The sequence below is a fragment of the Streptomyces sp. NPDC057682 genome (assembly GCF_042799575.1).
In the GTDB taxonomy this organism is placed as follows: Bacteria; Actinomycetota; Actinomycetes; order Streptomycetales; family Streptomycetaceae; genus Streptomyces.
In genome coordinates, this window is sequence record NZ_JBHVIN010000013.1 from 185,849 (window position 1) to 206,929 (window position 21,081).

General features: G+C 69.7%; 15 protein-coding genes and 1 tRNA gene. 5 read left to right on the forward strand and 11 right to left on the reverse strand.

Annotated elements, in window-relative coordinates; translation table 11 throughout:
- Window positions 1-26: 26 nt before the first annotated feature.
- Window positions 27-1,832, reverse strand: coding sequence for a bifunctional metallophosphatase/5'-nucleotidase (locus tag ACFVDM_RS24185; RefSeq protein WP_383643725.1), 1,806 nt, complete (start codon window positions 1,830-1,832; stop codon window positions 27-29).
- A gap of 250 nt (window positions 1,833-2,082) precedes the next feature.
- Between ACFVDM_RS24185 and ACFVDM_RS24190 the strand changes: the two genes are divergently transcribed.
- Both ACFVDM_RS24190 and pyk read left to right on the forward strand, forming a co-directional pair.
- Window positions 2,083-2,784, forward strand: coding sequence for an SIMPL domain-containing protein (locus ACFVDM_RS24190; RefSeq protein ID WP_383643728.1), 702 nt, complete (start codon window positions 2,083-2,085; stop codon window positions 2,782-2,784).
- Between the two features lie 158 nt (window positions 2,785-2,942).
- Window positions 2,943-4,376 (forward strand): pyruvate kinase, encoded by a 1,434-nt coding sequence (pyk, locus tag ACFVDM_RS24195; protein WP_383643730.1) that lies wholly within the window; start codon window positions 2,943-2,945, stop codon window positions 4,374-4,376.
- Window positions 4,377-4,383: 7 nt separating this feature from the next.
- Here the strand turns inward: pyk and ACFVDM_RS24200 are convergent, their stop codons facing one another.
- Both ACFVDM_RS24200 and ACFVDM_RS24205 read right to left on the reverse strand, forming a co-directional pair.
- Window positions 4,384-5,154, reverse strand: a complete 771-nt coding sequence (locus ACFVDM_RS24200; protein WP_383643733.1) for a hypothetical protein — start codon at window positions 5,152-5,154, stop codon at window positions 4,384-4,386.
- Between the two features lie 109 nt (window positions 5,155-5,263).
- A tRNA-Leu gene (locus ACFVDM_RS24205) sits at window positions 5,264-5,338 on the reverse strand.
- Window positions 5,339-5,433: 95 nt separating this feature from the next.
- Here ACFVDM_RS24205 and ACFVDM_RS24210 point away from each other — a divergent pair.
- Window positions 5,434-6,090 carry an ANTAR domain-containing response regulator gene (locus tag ACFVDM_RS24210; protein ID WP_383643735.1) on the forward strand — a complete coding sequence of 219 codons (657 nt, stop codon included), beginning with the start codon at window positions 5,434-5,436 and terminating at the stop codon, window positions 6,088-6,090.
- Window positions 6,091-6,151: 61 nt separating this feature from the next.
- Here ACFVDM_RS24210 and ACFVDM_RS24215 read toward each other — a convergent pair whose 3' ends face one another.
- From ACFVDM_RS24215 to ACFVDM_RS24245, 7 genes are all read right to left on the reverse strand, one after another.
- Window positions 6,152-6,868, reverse strand: coding sequence for an ABC transporter ATP-binding protein (locus ACFVDM_RS24215; protein ID WP_383643738.1), 717 nt, complete (start codon window positions 6,866-6,868; stop codon window positions 6,152-6,154).
- Window positions 6,865-7,773 (reverse strand): ABC transporter ATP-binding protein, encoded by a 909-nt coding sequence (locus ACFVDM_RS24220; RefSeq protein ID WP_383643741.1) that lies wholly within the window; start codon window positions 7,771-7,773, stop codon window positions 6,865-6,867. Before ACFVDM_RS24220 ends, ACFVDM_RS24215 begins: the two co-directional genes overlap by 4 nt.
- Window positions 7,770-9,560, reverse strand: a complete 1,791-nt coding sequence (locus tag ACFVDM_RS24225) for a branched-chain amino acid ABC transporter permease (RefSeq protein ID WP_383643744.1) — start codon at window positions 9,558-9,560, stop codon at window positions 7,770-7,772. The genes ACFVDM_RS24220 and ACFVDM_RS24225 overlap by 4 nt, the downstream gene beginning before the upstream one ends.
- A 5-nt stretch (window positions 9,561-9,565) precedes the next feature.
- Window positions 9,566-10,495, reverse strand: coding sequence for a branched-chain amino acid ABC transporter permease (locus tag ACFVDM_RS24230; RefSeq protein ID WP_383643746.1), 930 nt, complete (start codon window positions 10,493-10,495; stop codon window positions 9,566-9,568).
- A gap of 100 nt (window positions 10,496-10,595) precedes the next feature.
- Window positions 10,596-11,810, reverse strand: a complete 1,215-nt coding sequence (locus ACFVDM_RS24235; protein ID WP_383643968.1) for a branched-chain amino acid ABC transporter substrate-binding protein — start codon at window positions 11,808-11,810, stop codon at window positions 10,596-10,598.
- A gap of 649 nt (window positions 11,811-12,459) precedes the next feature.
- Window positions 12,460-12,930, reverse strand: coding sequence for a PaaI family thioesterase (locus ACFVDM_RS24240; protein ID WP_383643749.1), 471 nt, complete (start codon window positions 12,928-12,930; stop codon window positions 12,460-12,462).
- A gap of 90 nt (window positions 12,931-13,020) precedes the next feature.
- Entirely contained in the window at window positions 13,021-15,318 is a 2,298-nt protein-coding gene (locus tag ACFVDM_RS24245; RefSeq protein ID WP_383643752.1) for an FdhF/YdeP family oxidoreductase, read from the reverse strand.
- Window positions 15,319-15,494: 176 nt separating this feature from the next.
- Between ACFVDM_RS24245 and polA the strand changes: the two genes are divergently transcribed.
- A complete protein-coding gene (gene polA, locus ACFVDM_RS24250) occupies window positions 15,495-18,206 on the forward strand; it encodes a DNA polymerase I (protein ID WP_383643755.1) in 2,712 nt (903 codons plus the stop codon).
- A 31-nt stretch (window positions 18,207-18,237) separates the two neighbouring features.
- Here polA and ACFVDM_RS24255 read toward each other — a convergent pair whose 3' ends face one another.
- Window positions 18,238-19,122, reverse strand: a complete 885-nt coding sequence (locus tag ACFVDM_RS24255) for a DUF4184 family protein (RefSeq protein WP_383643758.1) — start codon at window positions 19,120-19,122, stop codon at window positions 18,238-18,240.
- Between the two features lie 238 nt (window positions 19,123-19,360).
- On the opposite strand from ACFVDM_RS24255, the gene ACFVDM_RS24260 reads away from it, so the two are divergent.
- Window positions 19,361-21,049 carry a lytic murein transglycosylase gene (locus tag ACFVDM_RS24260; protein WP_383643761.1) on the forward strand — a complete coding sequence of 563 codons (1,689 nt, stop codon included), beginning with the start codon at window positions 19,361-19,363 and terminating at the stop codon, window positions 21,047-21,049.
- The last annotated feature ends 32 nt before the right edge of the window (window positions 21,050-21,081 follow it).

Sequence of the window (21,081 nt, forward strand, 5' to 3'; positions counted from 1 at the left end):
CGCCGCGACGACCGGGCGGACAAGCCCTAGAACACCGGCACCCCGTCCCGCGTCAGACGCCAGTCCACCGAAGCGAACTCCGTCGCGTCCACCGAACCCTTCGCCTGCACCCAGGCGATGATCGTGTTCCGGATCTCCTCGGAATTCGCCCACAACTGCTTCGCCGCCGGAACGTGCGGGAAGTTCCCCCCGCCACTCGCCCGGTAGTTGTTCACCGCCAGCACGAACTGCGCCGCCGGATCCACCGGCTTCCCCTCGAACAGCAGACCCGAGATCCGCGACCCCACCGGCTTCGCGATGTCCACGTCGTACGTCAGCCCCGACACCGCGTCGTAGTTGTAGTCCGGCGTGTTGTCCGCGTTCGTCAACGCCTCCGGATCCACCGGCGCACCCGCCGCCGTCCGCACGTAGTACTTCGCCGAGAACTCCAGATAATCCAGGATCTGCGCACCCGTCACCAACCGCGCCTCCAGCGTGTTCTCGAACGGATACAGCCCCGCCGCATCCTTGATCGTCACATCACCCGCCGGAATCCGCGCCGTACGCGAGAAGCACGACGCCTGCGACAGCACCGGCAGCGCCGCGTACTCGCCCCCCGCCAGCGCCTCCTTCACCGTCTCCGTCTGCACCACGTTGATCAGATCGATGATCGGCTCGTCCTTCCACGCCGCCTCCGCCGTGGACATCGCCGCCGTCGACGTACCGATCACCTGGTTGACGTACGCCACGACCTTCGCGTGCTCGTCCGCGAGCAGCCGAGTGATCCTCGGGTCCTCCGCCACCGTATTGGAGTTCAGCACCTGGGAACCGGCCCGCTCCACCACCCAGCGCCCCTTCTCCCACACCACGTCGAAGTCGAACAGCGTCAGCCGCTGCCCCCACTTCAACGGCTCCGACAGCACGACCTTCTTCCCGGTCTCCTTGTTCTCCACGAAGTACTCGGGAATCTCCAGATGCGCGTGACCCACCAGAATCGCGTCGATCCCCGGCACCTGCTCCGCCACCAGACCCGCCGCGTTCTCCACGTACGGGATCTGGTCCCCGTACGACGACGTCCCGCTGTTCCCCGAGTGCGCCGACACGATCACCACGTCCGCACCCATCGAACGCAGCCGCGGCACGTACTTCGCCGCCTGCTCCTCCAGACCCGGGAACACCATCTTCCCGCTCACGTTCGCCTTGTCCCAGATCGCGATGCCCGGATTCGTCAGACCCAGGATCCCCACCCGCACATCCCGCCCGTGCGGCGTCCGCAGCTTCTTGATCACATACGGCGCGAACGCCGGCCGCAACGACTTCGCGTCCAGCGCGTTCGCCCCCAGCAGCGGGAAATCACACTGCTCCTCGAACTTCCGCAGCACGGGAATCCCGTAATTGAACTCGTGGTTCCCCAGCGCCGCCGCGTCGTAGCCGATCGCGTTCATCGCCTGGGCCATCGGATGCACCGGACCGCGCTTCGCCGTGATCGGATCGATCTTCGCGTAGTAGTACGACAACTGCGTACCCTGAATCGTGTCACCCGCGTCGATCATCAGCGTGTTGTGACGGCCCTTCTCCCGGCGCACCTGATCCACCAGCGTCGAGATCTTCGCCAGACCCACATCGTTGTGCGCCTTGTCGTCGAACTCGGCGTCCGTGAAGTAGTCCCAGTTGAAGACGTTCCCGTGCAGGTCCGTCGTCCCCATCACCGTGAACGAATACCGCTTCGGCTCCGGCCCGTGACCACGGCCCCGGCCGTGCGCAGCGGCCGGCGCCGCGGCACCCCCCACCAGCGCCGCACCCGCACCGGCGGCCGCCGATGTCCCCAGAAACGTCCTTCGGTTCAGCGGCATCTCGTCTTCTCCCACATCTTGGTTCACCCCGCGCACGACGCGCGTAGACCACGCGCCCACACGGACAACGCGCGTAGATAATCACCCACGCACCACCCCCGGCAACACCCCCGACAGGTTTCCGTTCCATGACCACACAACGACCACCCGACCACACCCCCGACCGCCACACGCCCCGACCGCCACACGCCCACCGTCACAACCCGGCCACCGCGACCCGACTGTCACACCCCGCTGCCACAGTGGACCCATGACCGACACCGCCCAGCCCTACGGCACCCCGGACCAACCCCGCCTCGCCGTCCGGGGCGAAGCCCGCCTCGAAGTCGACCCGGAGATCGCCCGCCTCTCCATCACCGTCACCGCCCGCGGCAAGGACCGCCGCGCCGCCCTCGAAGACCTCACCCGCCGCAACACCACCGTCCTCGCACTCGCCCGCACCTACGGCGACGCCATCGAGAAACTCGAAACCGGCGCCCTCTCCATCAGCCCCGAACTCGTCCACCGCGGCCGCGACGAGAAGATCCGCGCCTACCACGGCCGCGTCTACATCACCGCCGTCCTCAACGACTTCACCGCACTCGGCGAATTCGTCACCCGCGTCGGCGACCTCGACATGACCCACGTCAACGGCCCCTGGTGGGCCCTGCGCCCCACCTCACCCGCCCACGGCGAAGCCCGCCGCCAAGCCGTACGCGAAGCCGTCCAGCGCGCCCGCGAATACGCCGGAGCACTCGGCGCCGAACTCGCCGCCCTCGTCGAACTCGCCGACATAGGCGCCGAGAACCCCGCCCCCGCCGCCTACGCCCGCAGTGCCGGCTACGGCGGCCCACTCCCCGCCCCCGCCGGAGCCGGCGCCCCGCCGCCCCCCGCCATCGACCTCGAACCCCAGCGGCAGACCGTCTACGCCCAGGTCAACGCCCGCTTCACCATGACCCCGCCGAAACTCTGAAAACCACCCCACAATCCCACCCCAACCCATACCGGCGCGCGCTCATCGGAGCGCGCCGCCGCACAATTCAACACTTGTCAATAACCCTTCATTCAAAGGTGGTTGGACAGTCATCAAGAGCCAATGGCCTACCCATAGGTAAGGTTTAGGCTCGAACCATGCGCCGAGCCAAAATCGTTTGCACCCTGGGACCCGCCACCGACACATACGACCAGATCAAAGCCCTGGTCGAAGCCGGAATGGACATCGCCCGCCTCAACCTCAGCCACGGCAGCTACGCCGAACACGAAGAGCGCTACCACCGCGTCCGCAAAGCCTCCGACGAAGCCGGCCGCAGCGTCGGCATCCTCGCCGACCTTCAAGGCCCGAAGATCCGCCTCGGCCGCTTCAAAGAAGGACCCGTACTACTCGAACGCGGCGACGACTTCACCATCACCGTCGAACCGATGGAGGGAAACCGCCACACCTGCGGCACCACCTACACCGGCCTCGCCGCCGACGTCACCACCGGCGAACGCATCCTCATCGACGACGGCCGCGTCACCCTCGAAGTCACCGAAGTCGACGGCCCCCGCGTCCACACCACCGTCATCGAAGGCGGCATGGTCTCCGACCACAAGGGACTCAACCTCCCCGGTGTCGCCGTCTCCGTCCCCGCCCTCTCCGAAAAGGACATCGACGACCTCCGCTGGGCCCTGCGCACCGGCGCCGACATCATCGCCCTCTCCTTCGTCCGCAGCGGACGCGACATCGAGGACGTCCACCGCATCATGGACGAGGAGGGCCGCCGCCTCCCCGTCATCGCCAAGGTCGAGAAGCCCCAGGCCGTCGAGAACATCGACGACATCGTCGCCGCCTTCGACGGCATCATGGTCGCCCGCGGCGACCTCGGCGTCGAAATGCCCCTGGAACAGGTCCCGATCGTCCAGAAGCGCGCCATCAAGCTCGCCAAGCGCAACGCCAAGCCTGTCATCGTCGCCACCCAGATGCTCGACTCGATGATCGACAACTCCCGCCCCACCCGCGCCGAGGCCTCCGACGTCGCCAACGCCGTCATCGACGGCACGGACGCCGTGATGCTCTCCGGCGAGACCAGCGTCGGCAAGTACGCCATCGAGACCGTCCGCACGATGTCCCGCATCGTCGAGGCCGCCGAGGAGGACATCCTCGCCAAGGGCCTCCCGCCCCTCACCGAACGAAACAAGCCCCGCACCCAGGGCGGAGCGGTCGCCCGCGCGGCGGCCGAGATGGGCGACTTCCTCGGCGCGAAGTTCCTCGTCGCCTTCACCCAGAGCGGCGACACGGTGAAGCGGTTGTCGCGATACCGCTCCCCGATCCCGCTTCTGGCCTTCACCCCGGACCCGGCCACCCGCTCCCAGCTGAACCTGACCTGGGGCGTCGAAACGTTCCTCGGCCCCCACGTCGACTCCACCGACGCGATGGTCGCTCAGGTCGACGAGGAACTCCTGAAGATCGGCCGCTGCCAGAAGGGCGACGTCGTCGTCATCACCGCAGGCTCCCCGCCGGGCGTCGCCGGTTCGACGAACCTGGTCCGGGTGCACCACATCGGCGAGGACGACAGCCCGAAGTAGGGGCGGCTCAGTATTTCGGCCCGACGTGTGCGTCCATGAGGGCTACGGATGCCCGTCGGGCTACGGAGATGTTCTTGCGGTTGGCGGCCTTCCACTCGACGCCGAGCTTGTCGAGCGTGCCGGTGTAGAGGCGCAGGATGTCGGCCGACAGGTTGGTGAAGAAGTAGCGCGGGTACTCGTAGCGCCGTCGTTCGCCACGGACGAGGCGGGTGGCCCAGTTGGTGATGCGGCAGCCGTCGGAGTGGATCAGTCCTCGGACGAACTCCCAGCGGTGCGCATCCACGATCTCCTGCTGCCACGTAGCCAGAGCGATGGTGCGGTCATGCTTCTTGCCGGGACCATGCTGCGGGAACAGGCAGGGCCAGTGCCTGCTGTAGCTGGTCACTGCGACGCACCCCTGCTTCTGCACGAGATACACGGCACCGGACGGATGGATGGCCGCGATAGCGTTGCGGCATTCTTCGATGAGACCCGGCCATGCATCGGCGCAGGCAATGCGCAAGTAGTAGCCGCGGCCTCGTGGGTGCGCGCTGATGCAGCCGTCACCCAAGTACAGGCCCAGCAGATACGCGTAATTGGCAGGGTCATTGAGTGGCAACGACACGGGTGCACAGCGGGGGCAATCGGTGTGCCCCAGGATGCGAGGCAGCGGCTCGATGAGCGTGAGCCAGGCGCGTATCGCTGCCCGCGAAATACCGGTCTGCTTGCTCACAGCGTTCAGGCTGAGGCCATGATCGAGGAGGTCCAGCGCGTGCCTGCGCGTCTCAATGTCGTACACATGGTCGAGCTTGAAGAAGTTTGCGGTCTCGGCAGCGGAATTGGCAGCGAAGTCACACGATCATGTGAATCCGGACCGTTCTTGCGCGGCCTTGGAATCGAAGGAAAAGTGCCCCAGGTGGGATTCGAACCCACACTTTCGGCTGTTTGAGAGCCGCCTCTCTAACCAGTTGGAGTACTGGGGCCTTAGAAAGGAAGGGCCGTGAGTGCCCTGCGTAGTGACACCATACCGTAGCTAGGTAGGCTCATGGAGAGCCATATGCCCTGAACGAGGAGCCCCGTGACCACGCCCGAGTCGCCCCAGCCCGTAGACGCCGCCGACGACGACAAGTCGCACGTCCCGCCGCTGACGACCCGCGTCGTCATCGCGGAGGACGAGGCGCTGATCCGTCTCGACCTCAAGGAGATGCTCGAAGAAGAGGGCTACTCCGTCGTCGGGGAGGCCGGGGACGGGCAGCAGGCTGTCGAGCTGGCGCGGGAGCACAAGCCGGATCTGGTGATCCTGGATGTGAAGATGCCGGTGCTCGACGGGATCTCGGCGGCCGAGAAGATCGCCGAGGAGTCCATCGCGCCGGTGCTCATGCTCACCGCGTTCTCGCAGCGCGACCTGGTGGAGCGGGCCCGGGACGCGGGGGCGATGGCGTACCTGGTGAAGCCGTTCAGCAAGAGCGACGTGGTGCCGGCCATCGAGATGGCGGTGTCGCGGTTCGCGGAGCTGAAGGCGCTGGAGAACGAGGTCGCGGACCTGGCGCAGCGGCTGGAGACGCGGAAGCTGGTGGACCGGGCGAAGAGCATTCTGCAGACGGATTACGGGCTGTCGGAGCCGGCGGCGTTCCGGTGGATCCAGAAGACGTCGATGGACCGTCGGCTGTCGATGCAGCAGTTGGCGGAGGCGTTGATCGAGGACGCCGAGGAGAAGAAGCGGGCCGCCGAGTAGGCGCGTAGAACAGAGGAAAGGCCCGCGCCGTCGAGGCGCGGGCCTTTCTCGTGCGTACGGTTCAGTCCTCGCCGAGGTAGGCCTTGCGGACGGATTCGTCGTGGAGGAGGTCCGCTCCGGTGCCGGAGAGGACGATCTTGCCGATCTCCATGACGTGGCCCTGGTCGGCCAGGGAGAGGGCGGCCTGGGCGTTCTGTTCGACGAGGAGGATCGTCGTGCCGGAGGCCTTGAGTTCGACGATGGTCTCCATGATCTTCTGCATCATGATCGGGGAGAGGCCCATGGAGGGTTCGTCGAGCATGAGGAGTTTGGGCTGGGACATGAGGGCGCGGCCCATGGCGAGCATCTGCTGTTCGCCGCCCGAGAGGGTGCCGGCGGCCTGCTTCCTGCGCTCCCCGAGGATGGGGAAGAGGTCGTAGGCGCGCTGGACGTCCTTCTCGATGCCTGCCTTGTCGTTGCGGAGGTAGGCGCCGAGGAGGAGGTTCTCGGTGATCGTCAGCCGGGGGAAGATGTGGCGTCCCTCGGGGGAGTGGGCGAGGCCCAGGGAGACGATCTTGTGGGCGGGGACGTTGGTGAGGGGTTTGCCCTCGAAGAGGACGCGGCCGCTCAGGGGCTTGAGGAGCCCGGAGAGGGTGCGCAGGGTGGTCGTCTTGCCGGCGCCGTTGGTGCCGATGAGGGTGACGACCTGGCCGGCGTCGACGGTGAAGGAGATGCCCTTGACGGCTTCGATCTTGCCGTAGGCGACGCGGAGGTCCTCGACCTCCAGGAGCGCGGTCATCGGTTGTCCTCCTCTTCGGTGCTCGTGCTCGTGCTGTCGCTCGTGCCCGACGTGTGTGTGCTTGCTTCGGCTTCGGCTGCTTCGACCTCGGCGACTTCTTCGGCGCCGGGGGCGCCTTCGAAGGGGGTGCCGAGGTAGGCGGCGATGACGCGTTCGTCGCTCTGGACCTCGGACGCGGTGCCTTCGACGAGTTTTTCGCCCTGGACGAGGCAGGCGACGCGGTCGCAGAGGTTGAAGATGAAGCGCATGTCGTGCTCGATGACGAGGACGGCGATGCCCTGGTCCCGGATGGCGAAGATGAGTTCTTCGGTGACGCGGGTTTCCTGGGGGTTCATGCCGGCGGTGGGCTCGTCCAGGAGGAGGAGTCCGGGGTCGCTGGCGAGGGCGCGGGCGATCTCCAGCTTGCGCTGGTCCCCGTAGGGGAGGTTGCGCGCGAGGTGGTCGGCCTTGTCCTGGAGGCCGATGAACTCCAGGAGTTCCATGGCGCGTTCGCGGCTGCTGTTCTCCGCCTTGCTGTAGCCGGGGAGGCGCAGGAGGGCGGACCAGAGGCCTTCCTTGGTCCGGGTGTGGCGTCCGACGAGGACGTTCTCCAGGACGGTCATGTTGGCGAAGAGCCGGATGTTCTGGAAGGTGCGGGCGATGCCGGCGTCGGTGACGAGGTGGGGCTTGGGCGGCAGGACGGTGCCCTTGTACCGGACGGTTCCCTCGGTGGGGACGTAGAGGCCGGTGAGGCAGTTGAAGAAGGTGGTCTTGCCGGCGCCGTTGGGGCCGATGAGTCCGACGATCTCGCCCGCGTTGACGGTGAGGTCGACGCCGCGTACGGCGGTGAGGCCGCCGAAGCGCATGGTGACGCCGCTGGCGTCGAGGACGGTGGTCGCGGTCGTGGTGGTGGTCATGGTGGTCACGCCCCCGCCTTGGCGATGCCGGCGCCGCTGTCTTCGGACTGCCGTGGTTCGGGTACGTCGATGGGTTCGTCGTTCTCGTGGAATTCGAGTTGCTTGCGGCGGTCGGCGACCAGGCCTTCGGGGCGGAAGCGCATGAGGAGGATGAGCGCGATGCCGAAGAGGAAGAGCTGGTAGTCCTGCATGAACTGCAGTTTCGCCGGGATGAGGTAGAGCAGTGCGGCGCCGACGAAGGGGCCGCTGAGGGTTCCCATGCCGCCGAGGATGACGGCGGCGAGGAGGAACGCGGAGTTCGGTGGCACGGAGCCGGCGAACTGGTACTGCTCGGGCGTCACGGTGTAGTTGACGTGTGCCTGTACGGTGCCGGCGAGGCCGGCGAGGGTGGCGCCGAGGGCGAAGGCCAGGAGCTTGAGCCGGAAGGCGTTGATGCCCATGGCGGTGGCGGCGGTCTCGTCCTCGCGGATGGCGACCCAGGCGCGGCCGATGCGGGAGTCCCCGGAGCGGCGGAAGACGAGGACGACGACGGCGGTGACGACGAGCATCAGCAGGTAGTAGTTGGCGGGCCTGCTGAGGGTGAAGGGGCCGATGTCGTGGGTGAGTCCGAAGTCGATCCCGAAGAGGTTGAGGTCCGGGATGCTGGGGATGCCCTGGGAGCCGTTGGTGAGGTCGGGGCCGCTGTTGCCGTTGAGGTTGTTGACGGTGACGCGGAAGATCTCTCCGAAGCCGAGGGTGACGATGGCGAGGTAGTCGCCGCGGAGTCGGAGGGTCGGGGCGCCGATGAGGACGCCGAAGACCAGGGAGACGACGGCTCCGGTGAGGACGGCGGCCCAGAAGGGGAAGTGGACGCCGATGGCGGAGAGGGGTGCGCCGGAGACGAGGGCGGCGGTGTAGGCGCCGACTCCGAGGAAGGCGACGTAGCCGAGGTCGAGGAGGCCGGCGAGGCCGACGACGACGTTCAGGCCGAGGGCGACCGTGGCGAAGATGAGGATGTTCGCGCCGATGAGGGCGTATTCCGCGGTGTCCTGGGTGAAGGGGAAGCAGAGGGCCGCGACGAGGGCGGCGGCCAGGGTGACGTTGCGGTGCTTGGCGGTCAGCGCGGTGATGCGGGCGATGAGGCCGGCCCGGGTGAGCGCGGTGAAGGCGAAGGCCGCGGTGATGAGGAAGCCGATGAACTGCTCGGAGTCCTCGGTGGGGATGTCGATGCCGTAGGTGAAGAGGTAGAGGGCCACCCCGAAGGCGACGGCGATGACGAGGATCTCGGCCCAGGAGGGGAGGGCCTTGGCGCGGGGCGCCGAGGGGGCGGCGAGGCTGTTGCGGAAGCGTCGCCGGACGGTGGCCTCGCGGCCGTCGTCGGGGAGGGGCTGGTCGTCGGGGAGGCCGAGGGCGGCGAGGACGGCGACGAGGGCGCCGATGCCGCTGATCCAGGCTCCGGGTTCGAGGTTGACGACGCCGCCGAGCTCGTAGGAGATGGCTCCCATGGCGTAGCCGGTGGTGCCGAGGGTGGCGAGGGCGAGGAGGCGGACGGGGCTGTTGGTGCCGCCGGGGGTGAGCCAGCGCAGTCCGGGGATGCCGTATCCGGTGAGGGTGAACAGCAGGGTGAGGACTGCGGCGGTGAGGGTGAGGATCTGGAGGCCGCCGGGGTAGCCGGTGACGGTGAGGTCGCCGGGGAATTCGGAGGTCCAGGTCCAGGGGAGGAAGGTGCCGGCGAGTGCGGCCGCGGCGCCCGCGAGGGTGGCGATGCGGGCGACGGGGGCGGGGAGCGGGACGAGTGCGGTCCGGGTGGTGGTCATCGGTATCACGCCCTGTCCGCTACGCGTTCGCCGAGCAGGCCCTGGGGCCTGAGCAGCAGGACGACGATGAGGAGGACGAAGGCCCACACGTCCTTCCAGGCGCCGCCGCCGAAGAGGTCCATGCCGGGGACGTCGCTCATGTAGCCCGTGGCGAGGGATTCGGCGATGCCGAGGACGACGCCGCCGAGCATGGCGCCGTAGATGTTGCCGATGCCGCCGAGCACGGCCGCGGTGAAGGCCTTGAGGCCCATGAGGAAGCCCATTTTGAAGCCGATCTGGCCGTTCTTGAGCCCGTAGGCGACGGCGGCGACGGCGGCGAACGCGGCACCGATGGCGAAGGCCATGACGATGATGCGGTCGGTGTTGATGCCCATGAGCTTGGCGGTGTCGGGGTCCTGGCTGGTGGCCTGCATGCCGCGGCCGGTGCGGGTCTTGGAGACGAAGAGCCCGAGGGCGATCATGCAGACGGGGGCGGCGATGAGGACGAAGAGGTCGCCGCGCTGGATGTGGGCGCCGAAGAGGTCGAGGGAGTCGCCCTTGAACTGAGGGAAGGGGCGGTCCTTGGTGGCGTTGGGGTACCACTTCCAGATGGCCTGCTGAAGGGCGAGGGAGAGTCCGATCGCGGTGATCAGCGGGGCGAGCCGGGGTGCGTTGCGCAGGGGGCGGTAGGCGAACCGTTCCGCCGCGGCGCTGACGGCGACGGAGCATATGACGCCGCCGACGATCATGAGGGGGACGATCGCGAGGAGGTTGGAACCGGCCGGCATCCAGAGGTACACGGTGAGAGCCCCGAAGCCTCCGATCATGAAGATCTCGCCGTGGGCGAAGTTGATGAGCTGGATGATTCCGTAGACCATCGTGTAGCCGATCGCGATGAGTCCGTACATCGCGCCGAGGATGAGTCCATTGGCCAGCTGTTGCGGCAGTTCGTGCACCGCAGGGCCTCCGTGGAGTGGTTCGGATATGGCACCGCGCGGGAGTGCTCGTAGCGCTCCCGCGCGGTCTGGGGTCAGTCGGTGAGCGACCGGGAGCGGGTTACGGCTTGTAGGCCTCGCTGAGCTTGGAGACCCACTTGCCGCCGTCGACCTGGTAGGCGGTCATCATGGTGTTCGTGGTGTCGCCGTACTGGTCGAAGGAGACGGGGCCGGTGACGCCGTCGAACTTGACCTTGGACATGGCTTCGAGCACCTTGGCGCGGGCGTCGTCGGGGAGCTTGCCGTCGTTCTCGGCGACGGCGATCTTGACGGCTTCGATGATCGACCAGGTGGCGTCGTAGGTGCCGCCGCCGTAGGCCTCGTAGGCGTCCTTGTAGCCGGCCGTCTTGTAGTCCTCGATGAACTTCTTGGCGGAGTCGAGTTCCTCGACGGGCTTGCCGACGGAGGTGGCGATGTCGCCCTGGGCCTTCTTGTTGAGCTTGATGAAGTCGGCGCTGTACATGCCGTCGCCGCCCATGAGCGGGATCTGCACGCTGTCCTTGAGCTGCTGGCTCAGGGGGGCGCCGGCGGGGTACTCACCGCCGTAGTAGACGGCCTTGGCGCCGGACTTCTTGACCTTGGTGACGACGGCGTTGAAGTCGCGGTCGTCGGGGTTGACGTGGTCGGAGCCCACGATCTTCCCGCCGAGGCCGGTGAAGGTGGTCTTGAAGGAGGCCGCGAGACCGGCGCCGTAGGGCTTCTGGTCGTCGATGAGGTAGACCTGGGTGATCTTCGCGTTGTTGTAGAGGTACTTCGCGGCGAAGGCGCCCTGGATCTGGTCCGTGGTGGCGGTGCGGAAGTAGGTCTTGAAGGGGCGCTTCTTGTCGCCGGTCTTCCAGTTGTCGCCCTGGGTCAGCTCGGTGCCCGTGTTGGCGGGGGAGACCTGGGTGAGGCCGGCGTCGTTGAGCGGCTTCTGCATCGACTGGGAGACGCCGGAGTTCAGGGGGCCGACGACGCCGAGGACCTGCTTGTCGTCGATGAACTTGGTGGCGTTCTGCTGGCCGACGGAGGGCTGGGCCTGGTCGTCGAGCGGCTTGACCTCGAAGGTGATGCCCGGGACGGTCTTCAGCTTGTTGGCCGTCTTGGCGGCGAGGTCGGCGGAGTTCTTGATGCCGAGGCCGAGGGCGGAGAGGTCACCGGTGATCGGGGCGTCGACGCCGATGACGACGGTCTGGTTGCCGCCGCCGTCACCGCTGCCCTTTTTGTCGTCGTCGCGCGACCCGCAGGCGGTGAGTGTCAGCGCCCCTGTCGTGAGCACTGTGGTGAGGATGAGCAAAGAACGGTGTCGCACGAAAAGTCCTTTCCCTGGCGCGGCCTCCTCTGCTTGAGGTGCCGTGTCGTTCGCCGGGCCGTACTGGTTGGTACAGGGCCGTGCTGCAGACGCGCCCGGCGGCGCGGTGACTGGCCGTGACTCTAAGGGCAGGGGTGGGGGTCGGGGGTGGGGGTGGCGCAGGATGTGACTGTCTTGTTATGCCCTTGAGCAAGGCTTGAGGTGGCTGTGCTGACATGTACGGTTTTTTTACCGGACGGTGAAGTGACCGCATGCTGAGAACGCGCAGCTCTGCTAAGGGGCTTGGGGTGATCTTGGTGCTGTCGCCCGTCGGGGGGTGTGCGGAGCCCTCCGAGGGCGTGCGGAATCGCCCGGTGGCCGCGGGCCGGGTCGCGTGTTGCGCGCCGAGGTGTCGTGGACCTTGCGCGTTTGTTACGCAGTGTTACGTCTGGGGCGGGGCGGTCGACGCGGTGTGCCGGGGTGGGGGCGGGGAGCGGGAGGGGGTGTGGCTGTCGAGTGGGCCATGGAACGAGCCTGCGGGTCAAGGGTGTTGTGCTGTGTGTCGCGCAAGTTCGGTGTGTGCGGCGGTGGTTGTGCCCGGATATGGCACTGCCCGGCCGGAATGGGTTCCGTCCGGGCAGGGGGGTGGCAGGGGTCAGGCGGCGTCGGGTGCGGGGACGTCGCGGAGCAGGCAGGTGAGGCGGGCGGTGCAGACGCGCTTGTCCTGTTCGTCGGTGATGACGATTTCGTACGTGGCGGTGGTGCGGCCGCGGTGGACGGGGGTGGCGACGCCGGTGACGAGGCCGCTGCGGACGCCCCGGTGGTGGGTGCAGTTCAGGTCGACGCCGACGGCGAGCCGGCCGGGGCCGCCGTGGAGCATGGAGCCGACGGAGCCGAGGGTCTCGGCGAGGACGGCGGAGGCGCCGCCGTGCAGCAGGCCGTACGGCTGGGTGTTGCCCTCGACGGGCATGGTGCCGACGACGCGGTCCGCGGAGGCCTCGACGATCGTGACGCCCATGCGTTCGCCGAGGTGGCCGGCGGAGAAGAGGGCGGGCAGGTCGACGCCGAGGGCGGCGTACTCGTCGATGATCTCCTGGGGGAACGTGGGTGCGGTGTGCTCGCCCATGGGCCGGCTCCGATCGTCTGCGGCGGAGCGTGGCCCTGCGGCCCGCTCCGGGTGGTGTGCACTGTTCCTATCAGACGGCTGAGCGGATGCTTAGTGCGCGTCCCCCGGGTGGGGCCGGCCGGTGTGCTCGAAGCGCACCACGACGGACTTGCTGGCCGGGGTGTTGCTGGTGTCGGCGGTGGAGTCGAGCGGGACCAGGACGTTCGTCTCGGGGTAGTACGCGGCGGCGCAGCCGCGGGCCGTGGGGTAGTGGACGACGCGGAAGCCGGGGGCGCGCCGTTCGCTGCCGTCCTTCCACTCGCTGACGAGGTCGGTGTACGCGCCGTCGGCGAGGCCGAGGGCGGTGGCGTCGTCGGGGTGGACGAGGACGACGCGGCGGCCGCCCTTGATGCCGCGGTAGCGGTCGTCGAGGCCGTAGACGGTGGTGTTGTACTGGTCGTGGGAGCGCAGGGTCTGCAACAGCAGGCGTCCTTCGGGGAGTTCGGGGAACTCGACGGGGGCGGCGGTGAAGTTGGCCTTCCCGGTGGCGGTGGGGAAGCGGCGGGAGTCGCGCGGTGCGTGCGGGAGGGTGAATCCGCCGGGGTGGGCGACGCGCGCGTTGAAGTTCTCGAAGCCGGGGACGACGCGGGAGATCCGGTCGCGGATCGTGGCGTAGTCCCGTTCGAACTCCTCCCAGGGGGTGGCCGATCCGGGGCCGAGGACGGCGCGGGCGAGCCGGGCGACGATGGCGGGCTCGGAGAGCAGATGGGGGCTCGCGGGGGTCAGGTTGCCCCGGGAGGCGTGCACCATGCTCATGGAGTCCTCGACGGTGACGAACTGCCGCCCGGTGGCCTGGACGTCCTTGTCGGTGCGGCCGAGGGTGGGCAGGATCAGCGCCCGGGTGCCGGTGACGGCGTGGGAGCGGTTGAGCTTGGTGGAGACGTGGACGGTGAGGCGTGCGGTGCGCATCGCCGCCTCGGTGACCTCGGTGTCGGGGGTCGCGGCGACGAAGTTGCCGCCCATGGCGAAGAAGACCTTGGCGTCGCCGTCGCGCAGTGCGCGGATGGAGCGGACCACGTCGTAGCCGTGGTGGCGCGGCGAGATGATGCCGAACTCCTTGTCGAGCGCGTCGAGGAAGGCGGGTGCGGGCCGTTCGAAGATGCCCATGGTCCGGTCGCCCTGGACGTTGGAGTGGCCGCGCACCGGGCAGACCCCGGCGCCGGGGCGCCCGATGTTGCCGCGCAGCAGGAGGAAGTTGACGACCTCGCGGATGGTCGGCACGGAGTGCTTGTGCTGGGTGAGGCCCATGGCCCAGCACACGACGGTGCGTTCCGAGGCGAGGACCATCTCCAGGGCCTGTTCGACGGCGGTCCGGTCGAGTCCGGTGGCGGTGAGCGTCTCCTCCCAGTCGGCCTCGGCGGCCGCGGCGGCGAACTCCTCGAAGCCGTGGGTGTGGGCCTCGACGAAGGCCTCGTCCACGGCCCCTTCGGTGGCCAGGATCAGTTTGTTGAGGAGCCGGAAGAGCGCCTGGTCGCCGCCGATGCGGATCTGGAGGAACAGATCGTTGAGCGGGGTGCCCCTGAGCATGCCGTGCGGGGTCTGCGGGTTCTTGAACCGCTCCATCCCCGCCTCCGGCAGCGGGTTCACCGAGATGATCCTCGCCCCGGCCGATTTCGCCTTCTCCAGGGCGGAGAGCATCCGGGGGTGGTTGGTGCCCGGGTTCTGCCCGGCGACGATGATCAGATCGGCGTGGTGCAGGTCCTCCAGGGAGACGGAACCCTTGCCCACGCCGATCGTCTCGGTGAGGGCCGAGCCGGACGACTCGTGGCACATGTTGGAGCAGTCGGGCAGGTTGTTGGTGCCGAACTCGCGGGCGAAGAGCTGGAGCAGGAACGCGGCCTCGTTGCTGGTGCGCCCCGAGGTGTAGAACAGCGCCTCGTCGGGCGAGTCGAGCGCGCGCAGTTCCTCGGCGAGGATCTCGAAGGCGCGTTCCCAGGTGACGGCCTCGTACCGGTCGGCGCCCTCGGGGAGGTACACGGGCTGGGTGATGCGGCCCTGCTGGCCGAGCCAGTAGCCGCTGCGCTCCGCGAGGTCGGCGACGGGGTGGGCGGCGAAGAAGTCCGGGGTGATGCGGCGCAGCGTCGCCTCCTCGGCGACGGCCTTGGCGCCGTTCTCGCAGAACTCGGCGGTGTGCCGCTTGTCGCCCTCGGGCCAGGCGCAGCCGGGGCAGTCGAAGCCGTCCTTCTGGTTGACCTTGAGGAGGGTCCGGGCGGCCCGTGCCACCCCCATCTGCCGCTGGGCGATGCGCAGGCTGTGCGCGACGGCGGGGAGTCCGGCGGCGGCGTGCTGGGCCGGTTCGACCCGGGGGGCGTCCTGGACCGGGTCTCCGGTGGGCGGCTTGGTGGCCATCGTGCTCCCCTTCGGGCCTGCTGCGGTCCGCGCGCGGACCGCTCCTGGTGGTCTCTTGCCTTCGATCCTGGCACGCGAGGGGGGTACGGCGCCCGGTGAGGGCCCCACGGCGGGCCGGGGCCGGTCCCCGGCGGTGGCCGGTCCGGATTGTCAGTGGTACGTGGCAGGATCGGGGTGTGGCTGAGACGGCATCGAAGAAGACGGCAGACAACCGACCGCGCCTGCTCCTGATGGACGGGCACTCCTTGGCGTACCGGGCGTTCTTCGCTCTGCCCGCGGAGAACTTCACGACCGGGGCGGGTCAGACGACGAACGCGGTGTACGGCTTCGCGTCGATGCTGGCGAACACGCTGCGTGACGAGGCGCCGACGCATTTCGCGGTGGCGTTCGACGTGTCCCGCAAGACCTGGCGCTCCCAGGAGTTCCCGGAGTACAAGGCGAACAGGTCGAAGACCCCCGACGAGTTCAAGGGCCAGGTCGAGCTGATCGGCGAGCTGCTGGACGCGATGCGCGCGGACCGGTTCGCGGTGGACGGCTTCGAGGCCGACGACATCATCGCCACGCTGGCCACCCAGGCCGAGGCGGCCGGCTTCGAGGTCCTGATCGTCACCGGCGACCGGGACTCCTTCCAGCTGATCACGGACAACGTGACCGTGCTGTACCCGACCAAGGGCGTCTCCGAGCTGACCCGGTTCACCCCGGAGAAGGTCGTCGAGAAGTACGGCCTCACCCCCCGGCAGTATCCGGACTTCGCGGCGCTGCGCGGCGACCCGTCGGACAACCTTCCGGGCATCCCCGGGGTCGGCGAGAAGACGGCCGCCAAGTGGATCAACCAGTTCGGTTCCTTCGACGAGCTGGTGGCGCGCGCCGACGAGGTGAAGGGCAAGGCGGGCCAGAATTTCCGCGACCACCTGGACGCGGTGAAGATGAACCGGGTGCTGACCGAGATGGTCCGGGACGTGGCCCTGCCCAAGACCCCGCCCGAGCTGGAGCGCGCCCCCTACGACCGTACGGCGGTCACCGGCGTCCTGGACGTGCTGGAGATCCGTAATCCGAGCCTGCGCGAGCGGCTGCTCGCGGTCGACCCCGGCAAGGCGGAGGACGAGGCCCCGGCCCCGGCCGCGGGCGTCGAGCTGGACGGCGCGGTGCTGGGCGCGGGCGAGCTGGCCTCCTGGCTGGAGGAGCACGGCGGGCAGCCCCTCGGAGTCGCCACGGTCGACACCTGGGCCCTGGGCAGCGGCACCGTCACGGAGATCGCGCTGGCCGCGGCCGGCGGGGCCGCCGCCTGGTTCGACCCGGCGCAGCTGGACGCCCCCGACGAGCAGGCGTTCGCGGCCTGGATCGCGGACCCGGCCCGGCCGAAGGTCATGCACAACGCGAAGAGCGCGATGCGTGTCTTCCCCGAGCACGGCTGGCGGGTCGACGGCGTCTCCATGGACACCGCGCTCGCCGCGTATCTGGTGAAGCCCGGCCGGCGCTCCTTCGCCCTGGACGCCCTGGCCGTGGAGTACCTGGGACGCGAGCTGGCCCCGGCGGCCGCGGCGGACGGGCAGCTGGCCTTCGGCGCGGACGACCGGGCGGAGGCCGACGCGCTGATGGCGCAGGCCCGCGCGATCCTGGATCTCGGCGACGCGTTCGCGACCCGGCTGGAGGAGGTCGGCGCCGCCCGGCTGCTCCATGAGATGGAGCTGCCCACCTCGGCCCTGCTGGTCCGGCTGGAGCGGCACGGCATCGCGGCCGACCGGGCCCATCTCGAAGGCATGGAGCAGCAGTTCGCCGGTGCGGTGCAGCAGGCGGTGAAGGAGGCGCACGCCGCGGTGGGCCGGGAGTTCAACCTCGGTTCGCCCAAGCAGCTCCAGGAGGTCCTGTTCGGCGAGCTGGGCCTGCCGAAGACCAAGAAGACCAAGACCGGGTACACGACGGACGCCGACGCGCTGGCCTGGCTGGCCGCGCAGACCGAGCACGAGCTGCCGGTGATCATGCTGCGCCACCGCGAGCAGGCCAAGCTGCGGGTGACGGTCGAGGGTCTGGTCAAGACGATCGCCGCGGACGGCCGCATCCACACCACGTTCAACCAGACGGTGGCGGCGACCGGCCGGCTCTCCTCCACCGACCCCAATCTGCAGAACATCCCGGTGCGCACGGACGAGGGCCGGGCGATCCGCCGCGGCTTCGTCGTCGGCGAGGGTTTCGAGACCCTGATGACCGCGGACTACAGCCAGATCGAGCTGCGCGTGATGGCCCACCTCTCCGAGGACGCGGGGCTGATCGAGGCGTTCATGTCCGGCGAGGACCTGCACACCACGGTCGCCTCGCAGGTCTTCGGCGTCGAGAAGGCGGCCGTCGACCCGGAGATGCGCCGCAAGATCAAGGCCATGAGCTACGGCCTGGCGTACGGGCTCTCCGCGTTCGGCCTCTCCCAGCAGCTGAACATCGAGGCGGGCGAGGCCCGGGTCCTGATGGACACGTACTTCGAGCGGTTCGGCGGGGTGCGCGACTATCTCCACCGGGTGGTGGAGGAGGCCAGGGCCACCGGATACACGGAGACGGTGTTCGGCCGCCGCCGCTATCTGCCCGACCTCAACAGCGACAACCGCCAGCGCCGAGAGACGGCCGAGCGGATGGCGCTCAACGCCCCGATCCAGGGCACCGCCGCGGACATCGTCAAGGTGGCGATGCTCCAGGTCGACCGGGCGCTGACCGAGGCGGGGCTGACCTCCCGGATGCTGCTCCAGGTCCATGACGAAATCGTCCTGGAGATCGCCGCGGGCGAGCGGGAGCGGGTGGAGGACATCCTGCGCCACGAGATGTCCACCGCCGTGCGGTTGAGGGCGCCGCTGGACGTGTCGGTCGGCGTGGGGACCGACTGGGAGTCCGCCGCGCACTGACACGGTCCGCGCGGACCGGGCGGGGTGCCGCTCAGCCGTCGGCCCGGCCCGACGATCGGACCGGGCCGGCGGCGGACGGCGCGTCGCCGGGCGGTGCGGCGGCCGGGCCGCGGCGGTGGCGCAGCCGCACCCCGGCCGCGTACAGCACCAGACCGGCCGCCAGCCCGGCGCCCGCGCCGAAGCAGGCGGTCGGGACGATGTCCAGCGGTGTGTCCAGATGCCCGTAGTACGCGTACCAGCGCACGCAGCGGTGGACCAGGCCGAGCAGCGCGCACAGGGCGAGCAGGGCGACCGACCACCACCGGGCCCGGCGGTCCAGGACCGGCAGCGTCCGCAGGGCGGGCCGGTCCGGGGTGCTCCGCAGCCCGGTCACCACGAACCGGGCGAGGACGACCAGGGCCAGCGCCGAGGTGCCGTACTGCGCGAGCTGGAACACCGGATGTCCCGCCAGGCTCCGTCCGAGTACCGGGACCAGTCGCACCCCCCACCGGTCGTGGTGGGTGAAGGCGTCCCAGACGACGTGCGTCCCGGCCCCGACGACGGCCGCGATCGCGAACCACATCGCGGCACGCACGGCTCCGGGGCCCCGGCGGGGCATGCGGCGGTCCCCGCCCAGCCAGTGGTGCACCCGCCCCTGACGGCCCGTGGGCAGCAGCGCCACGAGGGGGTCGCGGAGCAGCAGCCAGAGCGCCGCGGCCGCCGCCGTGATCAGGACGTCGACGGTGAGCACGCCCCACCAGGCATGGGTGACCTGTCCGAACTCCATGGCGCCCGGAATCACCGTGTCCGCGTAGAACGTCAGGTCGGGGGCGAAGGATCCGGCGACGAGCGCGGAGGCGAGGAGGGGGCCGCGCCCCGTCCCGTCACGGCGGATTCCGGGCAGGACGGCGGCGGCATGGCTGAGCGTGAACGGCATGCCGGGAAGTATGCGTGAGCGGCCGTCACGGTCCGGCCGCGGCCCGGGGCCCGCCGCCCCGGACCGGACCGGGAGGCGCGTGGGCGGCGCGTTCCGCCGGACGGTTTGCGGACCGGAACGTGAAAAAGCGGTAAGAAGCCTCCGGGGCGCTGTGTGCGGGCGGCGGAAGTTGCCGTAGGGTCGCGTGAGTCCGGGCCCAGGGGAGGGGCCGGCCGACGAAGGGGAGGGGCCACACGTTATGGCAGCGCAATTCGGTCGCCGGCTGCGCAGAGGGGCGGCGACCACGGCCGTGGCCGCTGCCGCCGTGGCGGCGCTCTCCGCGTCCCAGGCCCCCGGTTCGCCGCTGGTGGCCTCCGACGGCGGCGACCAGCCGACCGCCGGTGCGACCCCCTCGGGCGACGGGGCCGCGTCGGGCAACTCGCCCTATTTCACGGACCTTCCGCCGCTGGCGACGCCGGACAAGCCCGGTACCTCCGTCAACCTTCCGGTGACCGGAAGCGTCGAATCGGGCATACCGGCCTCGATCCTCGCGGCGTACAAGAAGGCGGAGCAGACCGTCGCCGGCACGGACCCCGCCTGCCGGCTGCCGTGGCAGCTCCTCGCCGCGATCGGCAAGGTCGAGTCCGGCCAGGCGCGCGGCGGCCGGGTCGACGCGCAGGGCACCACGCTCTCCCCGATCCTCGGCCCCGCCCTCAACGGCCAGGGCTTCGCGCTCATCAAGGACACCGACAACGGTGCCTACGACGGCGACCGGACGCACGACCGCGCCGTCGGCCCGATGCAGTTCATCCCGTCCACCTGGGCGGTCTGGGGCGTGGACGGCAACGGGGACGGCCGCAAGGACCCCAACAACATCTACGACGCCGCGCTCGCCGCGGGCCGCTATCTGTGCGCCGGATCGCGCGATCTGGCGGTCGCCGCGGACCTGGACCGGGCGGTCCTGAGCTACAACCACTCGGACGAGTACCTGCGCACGGTCCGCTCCTGGTACGAGTACTACAGGCGCGGCGCCCACGAGGTGCCCGACGGGACCGGCATCCTGCCCGTCGGCAGCAGCGACGGGAAGCGCCCCGGCAGCCGTACCCCGGACCGCACCCCGACCCCGTCGGCGTCCACGAGCCCCTCGGCCCCGCCGTCCGGATCGGCCTCCCCGAAGCCCCCGGCGAAGCCGACCCCCTCGCCCTCGGACCCGGGCCGCCCCGGCTCCTCGACGTCCCCGACGCCGAAGCCCGAGCCCACCCCGACCCCGTCGCTCGCCTCCGTGCGGGACGCGGGCACCGGCGATCTGACCGCCACCGCCGGCGGCGCCTTCGCCCAGCGGATCAAGGTCCAGGCCCGCAGCAACCTCGGCACCCCGCTCGCCAAGGTGTCCGTCACCTTCACCGTCACCGGCGACACCGACGCCTCCTTCGGCGGCAAGGCCGCGGTCACGGTGCTCACCGGCGCCGACGGCACGGCCACCGCCCCGGTGCTCACGGCCGGCGAGAAGACCGGTGACCTCACCGTGCGCGCCACGGCCACCGGCACCACGCTGCCCGCCGTCTCCTATTCCGCGACCGTCACCGCCCGGCAGGCCGACGCCATCGCCCGGACCGGCACGGAGGAGCTGACCGCCGTCGCCGGCCAGGAGTTCGCCGACATCACCGCGCGGGCCACGTACAAGGACACGGCCGCCGCCCGGGTCGCCGTCACCGCGACGATGATCACCGACGACGAGCAGCCCGCCGAGAACGACAAGGGGCCGTACTTCACGAACGACGACGGCGACCCGGTCCGCACCCTGGAGCTGACCACCGACGCCGACGGCAAGCTCGCCCTGCCGAAGATCTACGCGGACGGCGCCGCGGGCACGTACAAGCTGCGCCTCACCACCGCGGGCGGCGCGACGGTCGTCATCGAGCTGACCGTGGAGGCACCTCCCGCCTGACCCCGGGCCCGCACCGGCCCGCCACCGACAGC